Source organism: Streptomyces viridochromogenes, from assembly GCF_001270495.1.
Lineage (GTDB): Bacteria > Actinomycetota > Actinomycetes > Streptomycetales > Streptomycetaceae > Streptomyces > Streptomyces viridochromogenes_A.
Map to the genome: position 1 here is coordinate 20,191 of NZ_LGUR01000276.1, position 6,924 is coordinate 27,114.

Annotated in this window: 5 protein-coding genes and 1 riboswitch; of the genes, 3 read left to right on the forward strand and 2 right to left on the reverse strand. The window is 71.4% G+C overall.

Annotated elements, in window-relative coordinates:
• The first annotated feature begins 148 nt into the window (after nucleotides 1-148).
• From ADK36_RS45330 to ADK36_RS45340, 3 genes are all read left to right on the forward strand, one after another.
• Nucleotides 149-1,234: a PP2C family protein-serine/threonine phosphatase gene (locus ADK36_RS45330; protein WP_053201716.1), complete on the forward strand. Its 1,086-nt coding sequence runs from the start codon at nucleotides 149-151 to the stop codon at nucleotides 1,232-1,234.
• A gap of 281 nt (nucleotides 1,235-1,515) precedes the next feature.
• Nucleotides 1,516-1,672, forward strand: a riboswitch (cyclic di-AMP (ydaO/yuaA leader).
• 12 nt (nucleotides 1,673-1,684) lie between these two features.
• Entirely contained in the window at nucleotides 1,685-2,707 is a 1,023-nt protein-coding gene (locus ADK36_RS45335) for a M23 family metallopeptidase (RefSeq protein ID WP_048586886.1), read from the forward strand.
• A gap of 120 nt (nucleotides 2,708-2,827) precedes the next feature.
• Entirely contained in the window at nucleotides 2,828-3,775 is a 948-nt protein-coding gene (locus ADK36_RS45340; RefSeq protein ID WP_048586889.1) for an aldo/keto reductase, read from the forward strand.
• 474 nt (nucleotides 3,776-4,249) lie between these two features.
• Here the strand turns inward: ADK36_RS45340 and ADK36_RS45345 are convergent, their stop codons facing one another.
• Both ADK36_RS45345 and trmB read right to left on the reverse strand, forming a co-directional pair.
• Entirely contained in the window at nucleotides 4,250-5,638 is a 1,389-nt protein-coding gene (locus tag ADK36_RS45345) for a PrsW family intramembrane metalloprotease (RefSeq protein ID WP_053201718.1), read from the reverse strand.
• A gap of 128 nt (nucleotides 5,639-5,766) precedes the next feature.
• On the reverse strand, nucleotides 5,767-6,600 hold the full coding sequence (trmB, locus tag ADK36_RS45350; protein ID WP_078916838.1) for a tRNA (guanosine(46)-N7)-methyltransferase TrmB: 834 nt from the start codon (nucleotides 6,598-6,600) through the stop codon (nucleotides 5,767-5,769).
• Nucleotides 6,601-6,924: the final 324 nt, after the last annotated feature.

A 6,924-nucleotide genomic window follows, 5' to 3' on the forward strand; every position in this document is an offset into this window, starting at 1 on the left:
CCTCCGGCCCGCTTCATGCCTGGTTTTCCGTTCGGATTCCCGCGCGGCTTCCCGCCTGTTTCTGACTCGACTTCTCACCGGCCTCCCCGCTCGTCCGGTCGGCCCTTCACCACTCGCCCCCCGCCCCCGCTTCGGCAACCCTGGGGAGGTGGAGCAACGGCGGATCTCGTACGCGCGCCGGTTCGTCCGGCTGCTCCCCGCCCTGCTGATCGCGGCCGGAGGCGTGTACGACTACGTCACGCCCACGGACTTCACCGGCGCCCCCTTCTTCACCGCCGCACCCCTGGTCGCCGCCCCGCTCTACTCACAGCGCGGCACGGTGTTCACGGGCGTCTCGGCCGTCCTCGTGCTCCTCGTGCTCCGTGTCAGCCTCGGCGGCCTCCCCCGGGCCGAGGTGATCACCGAGCTGGTCACCGTGGCCACCGTCTCCGTCCTCGCCGCCCTCATCAACCTCCTCGTCCGCCGCAGCGACGAGCGCCTCGCCTCGGCCCGCGCGATCGCCGAGGCCGCCCAGCGCGCCGTACTCCCCGAACCCGCCGAGCGGATCGGAGGGTTCCAGATCGCGGCACGGTACGAGGCGGCGCAGGAAGGGGCCTTCATCGGCGGCGACCTCTACGCGGTGCAGGACAGCCCGCACGGCGTACGGCTGGTCGTGGGGGACGTGCGCGGCAAGGGCATGGGGGCGGTCGGGGTGGTCGCTGTCGTCATCGGGGCCTTCCGGGAGGCCGCCGAGCAGGAGACCACGCTGGAGGCGGTCGCGCAGCGCCTGGAGCGGGCGCTGGCGCGGGAGCGCACGCGACGCGAGGGGGTCGAGGCCGCCGAGGGGTTCACCACCGTCGTCCTCGCCGAGCTGCCGCACGGCGACGGGACCCTGCGCCTCGTCAACCGCGGGCATCCCCCGCCCCTGCTGCTGTACGCCGACGGCGCGGTGCGCGCGCTGCCCGCCCCCGAGCCCGCGCTGCCGCTCGGCATGCGTGAGCTGGGGGCCTGGCCGGACCGGGCCCAGGAGGCCGACCTCCCGGGCGGGGCGACGCTGCTCCTGTACACCGACGGCCTGTCCGAGGCCCGGGACGAGACCGGCCGGTTCTACGACCCCGCGGCGGGGCTCGCGGGGCGGGCCAATGCCCGGCGCGAGCCGGCCGCGCTGCTCGGCGTGCTCGCGGCGGAGGTGCGCCGGCACTCCGGGGGCGGGATGGCGGACGACATGGCCCTCATCGCCGTACGGCGGCCCTGATGGTCCCACGACGGCCCTGATGAAGATCTTGTGGAGAGCGGACCACGACCGTCGTCACCAACGGTGATCGGGCGACCGCCCTCCGCATAACAACTGACATGGCGTCAATACCTGTGTGGCCGCTGAGCCTTGGCCAACTCGCCCGATTTAGGCCGCTCATGACCCGTAAGTCCAGGCGAAAATCGTTAATGATCAAGCGGAACAGCTTGGAATCCGCACCCCGAGTCTATTAACGTTCGATAACGCAGCGCGGTCGTCCCAGCCGTCACAAGAGTCGGCTCCGTGCGCACGCGCCGAATCCCGCAAGGGAACCGGGGAACCACCACCTTGGGGTGAATCGCACGGATACCGCCGGGAACGCACGGCCGGTATACGCGCGTAGGAGACCTTCCTGCTCCGAACCCGTCAGCTAACCCGGTAGGCGAGAAGGAAGGAAAGGAGTACGCCCACGTGGCGTCCAACCGGCCTGCCCCGCAAGCCCCGTTCGTGCCGAGTCAGCGCGGTACCGACACCTTCGGCTACGACCGTCACCGCACCGACGAGGGCCCGTTCGAGGAGTGGAACCCCACCGCGGATTCCCTTCGTCCCGTACGCGGCAGGCATCGCGTCTCCAAGCAGCGCGGCGGGGGACTCGCCCGCAGCTCCACGGTTCTCGGCGTCGGAGTCATAGCCGCCGTCGGCGCGGGCGGTATGGCCAGCGCGAACAGCGGCAAGCCGCCGGTCGCCATCACCATGCCGGACCTGCCCCTGATCTCCGACGACGCCGCGCCCGCCGAGGACACCGGCACCGCGCTCAGCACCATGGGCACGGCCACCGAGGAGACCACCCAGGGCGCGACCGACGCCGGCGAGGCGCTGCGCAGCCGCATCATGGCGCAGGCCGAGCAGCAGCAGGACCAGATCGAGAGCAAGGCCGCCGCGGCCGCTGTCGCCGCCGCCGAGAAGGAGGCCGCCGCCGCGGCCGCCAAGGCGGAGGAGGAAGCCAAGGCCAAGGCCGCCGCCGCGAAGGCCAAGGCCGAGGAGGAGGCCCGCAAGAAGGCCGAGGCCGAGCGCCTCGCCGAGCTGGCCAAGCAGTTCACGCTGCCGACCTCCTCGTACACCCTCACCTCGACCTTCGGTCAGGCCGGCGCCTACTGGTCCTCCGGCTACCACACGGGCCTCGACTTCGCGGCCCCCTCCGGCACGCTGATCAAGGCCGTGCACAGCGGCACGATCACGTTCGCCGGCTGGGACGGTTCGTACGGCTACAAGACGGAGCTCACCCTCGACGACGGCACCGAGGTCTGGTTCGCGCACCAGTCGTCGATCAGCGTGAGCGTGGGCCAGAAGGTCAGCACGGGCGACGTCATCGGCCGCGTCGGCGCCACGGGCAACGTGACCGGCGCACACCTGCACCTCGAGGTGCACCCCGACGGCAGCGCCAACGGCATCGACCCGCTGGCGTGGCTGCGCGGCAAGGGGCTCACGCCCTGAGGCCACCACCTCTTCGAGGGACCCCGGCGCCGGTTTCCGGAGCGCCGGGGTCCGCTTGTTTACGGGGACTTTGCGGCTGATCCGGAAGAGCGGACTCCGTCAAGGGCGTTGATGTCGAACATGACTGCTTCCCTTCGCAAGCTCGGCTCCTCCGACCTCGAGGTCTACCCGCTCTCCCTCGGCGGCAACGTCTTCGGCTGGACGGCGGACGAGACCCAGTCCTTCGCCGTCCTGGACGCCTACACGGCGGCGGGCGGCAACTTCATCGACACGGCCGACTCGTACTCGGCGTGGGTCGAGGGCCATGTGGGCGGTGAGTCCGAGACCATCATCGGCAACTGGCTGAAGGCCCGCGGCAACCGTGCGGATGTCGTGATCGCCACGAAGGTCAGCCAGCACCCCGACTTCCAGGGCCTGACCGCGGCCAACATCAAGGCGGCCGCCGACGCCTCTCTCCGCCGCCTGGGCACCGACCACATCGACCTCTACTACACCCACTTCGACAAGCCGGAAGTGCCGGTCGAGGAGATCATCGGCGCGCTGGACGAACTGGTGAAGGCCGGCAAGGTACGGCACATCGCCGCGTCCAACATCTCGGCGGAGCGCCTGGAGGCCTCCCTCGCCTTCTCCGACCGCGAGGGCCTGGCCCGGTACGTCGCCCTCCAGCCCCACTACAACCTGGTCTCCCGCGACACCTACGAGGGCGACCTCCAGAACCTCGCCGAGCGTGAGGGCCTGGCGGCGGTCCCGTACTTCGCCCTGGCGTCAGGCTTCCTCACGGGCAAGTACCGCCCCGGTACGACGGTGCGGAGCGCGCGCGCCGAGGGCGCCGCCAAGCACGCGCAGACCGAGCGGGGCCGGAAGGTCCTCACCGCCCTGGACGAGATCGCCGCCGCCCACGAGGCACCGGTGGCCACGGTCGCCCTGTCCTGGCTCGCGTCCCAGCCGACGATCACGGCCCCCATCGCCTCGGCCCGAACGGTCGAACAGCTGCCGGCGTTGGTCGGCGTGGACCAGCTGAGGCTGACGGAGGAGGAGGTGGGGAGGCTTACGGAGGCGTCGGCTTGAGAGCCGATTGCTCCGCGGTGCGGGTTCGAACCTTCCAGCTTGTCAGGTGCTTGAGGAGGAGGCCGCTACGATCCGGCGCCGGCCAGGCAGCTTCAGCCGGTCCGGTGTGTGAGGGCGAGGGCGAGGGCGGGGGCGAGGGCGAGGCGATTGCGGTTCCGGTCCTCCGCCCGGCCGTGGGGGCGGTCTTTCAGCTGGTCCGGTGTGTGAGGGCGAGGCGATTGCCGTCCCGGACCCCCACCCACCCGCGGGGGCGATCCTTCAGCCCGTCCGGCGTTTGAGGACGAGGCCCCTTCAGGGCCGAAGCGGGGGTCCAGGGGGCGGCAGCCCCCTGGCGGGGTCGAAGGGGCGGAGCCCCTTCAGGGCCGAAGCGGGGGTCCAGGGGGCGGCAGCCCCCTGGCGGGGTCGAAGGGGCGGAGCCCCTTCACAGGATGGGACGGGTAGGGGCGGCGGGGGCGAGGAAACCCGGCCCTGCCGTCACGTCCGATACGGGTTGTACACCGGGTACGACGCAGCCGCCCCGTACACCTGCCCGTACGGCTGCCACTGAACCGGCGCCGCGTACCCGTACCCGTACCCGTACCCGTACCCGTACCCCGGCCCATATCCCTGCCCCTGCCCATACGTCGGCCAAGCCCGCGCAGCCACCGCGTGCTCCAGCGCCGGCCGCGCAACCTCCCGCCGCCGCCACAGCTCATGCAGCAACTCCCGCTCCCGCACGACGAACTCCGCACCGGCCCGCCCCCGCCGCCCCCGGTGCCGTAGAAACGCCAGCGACGTGGCATACGCCTCGTACTGCGCCACGGCCCGCGCCGCCCCCCGCCCCCCACGGCGCCGCGCATACTGCCGGGCCACCCGCCGAGCCCGCATCGAGCCGAGCGCGAACGGCTCACTCGCGGCCAGCCACCCGGCGACGACATACGCTGGCAACTCCTCCCGCACGGTCCTCAGCTCCCGCTGCCGCGTCCAGATCACCAGCCACGTCAGCAGCCCGAACGCGGGCACCATGAAGGCCGCGTACACGGCGAAGAACCCGAACTCGCCGAAGGCCGAAGAGCCGTTCCACAGGGCGTGCATGCCCATGGCGAGCAACAACCCGGAGAGGGGGAGAAGAGCCCGCCGCACATGCTGCCGTTCACCCGACAACGCGGCGATGCCGAAGCCGATGCCGGTCAGGACGGTGAAGAGCGGGTGCGCGAACGGCGACATGATGACGCGGACGAAGAACGTCGCCGCGGTGACGGAGCTGATGCCGCTGTCGCCGGAGAGCTGGTCGGTGCCGAAGGCGGTACCGAGGTAGAGGATGTTCTCGGTGAAGGCGAACCCGGTGGCGGTGACCCCCGCTATCACCACGCCGTCGACGATCCCGGTGAAGTCCCGCCGCCGGAACAGGAACACGAGCAGCACGGCCGCGGCCTTCGCCATCTCCTCCACGACGGGCGCTATGACGGTCGCGCCCAGGGTGTCCGCGTGCGACGGATCGGCCGTCGCGGTCGCTATCCATCTCGTCGCGAAGCTGTTGGCGATGATCGCTATCAACGCTGCCGCGCAGGCACCCCAGGCGAAGGAGAACAGCAGATTGCGCCAGGGCCCCGGCTCGACCCGGTCCAGCCAGCGGAAGGACGCGACGAGCAGCGGCACGGGCAGGATGGCGAGCCCGAGCCCGACCAGGAACCCTTCGGTACCGGTCTGCTCCCGCACCAGGGCGAGGATGACCAGCCCGGAGAGCGCGAGCAGTGTGCTGAGCGCGCCGTAACGCACCCACCGCTTCTGCCACCAGTGCGCGTGCCGCAGCGCGCCGCCGGTGGGACCGGTGGCACCGGCGGGACCGGTGGGGTGCGTCGGGTACGGGGGACAGGTGGCCACGGCATTGACCCTAACGAGGCAGGGGCGCCGCCCGCAGCAGCGCGAGGGGCTCGGGCGCCGGTGGGGGGTTGCTGCAGATGCTCTTGTCGCAGAGGTCGTAGGTATCTCGTGCGGTCTTCCCGCTGCTCCTACCGCAGTACGCGGCGGAAGAGCAGGTCGTTCACCACATGACCCTTGTCCAGTCCCTGCCCCTCGAAACGGGTCAGCGGCCGGAACTCCGGACGGGGCGCAAAACCGCCGTCGTCCTGGGTGTTCTCGAAGTCGGGATGCGCGGTCAGCACTTCGAGCATCTGTTCGGCGTACGGCTCCCAGTCGGTGGCGCAGTGCACGACGGCACCGGGCTTCAGCCGGGTCGCGGCTAGGCTGAGGAACTCGGGCTGGATGAGCCGCCGCTTGTGGTGCCGCTTCTTGGGCCAGGGGTCCGGGAAGTAGACGCGCAGCCCGTCGAGCGCGTCGGGTGCGAGCATCTCGCGGAGCAGGATGATGGCGTCGCCGTTGCCGACCCGGAGGTTGGACAGCCCGTTCTGGTCGGCGAGGTTGAGCAGATTTCCCTGCCCCGGGGTGTGGACGTCGACGGCGAGGATGTTGGTGCCGGGGTCGCCGCCGGCCATCTGCGCGGTCGCCTCACCCATCCCGAAGCCGATCTCGAGCACGACGGGGTTGTCGTTCCCGAACAGCTCGGCCAGGTCGACGACGCGCTGCCCGTCGATGTCGAGCCCCCACTTGGGCCACAGCCGCTGCAACGCGTCCGCCTGCCCCGCGGTCACCCGGCTCCGCCGTGGCTGAAAACTCCGGATCCGCCGCTCGAAGTGCGACCCGGCCGGGTCGGCCTTGGGCCCGTCCGGGAACCGTGGCTCACCCTTGGCCCGGGTGTGCCGGACGGACACGCCGGGGTGGTGGTCGGCATGCCCAGCGTGGTCGCCGGGCTGGGGGGCTTCGGGTGCGTTGAGGGAGTCAGACACAGTGGGACTGATTTTACGGGGGAGCGGGACACAACGAGCCCGCCCACATCTCTCAGCGCAGCATCTTCAGCCCGTCCGGCGTTTGAGGCCGGGGCCCGCCACGTTCCGGCGCCGGTCCAGGCATCTTCAGCCTGTCCGGCGTTTGAGGACGAGGCCCCTTCAGGGCCGAGGCGGGGTCTGGGGCGACAGCCCCAGCGGGGTGGAAGGGGCGGAGCCCCTTCAAGGGATGGGACGGGTAGGGGCGGCGGGGGCGAAAACCGCGAGGCCCGCCCCGCCCCCCCAACCCGATCAAGACCCCCCAACCCCATCAAGCCCCCCCAACCC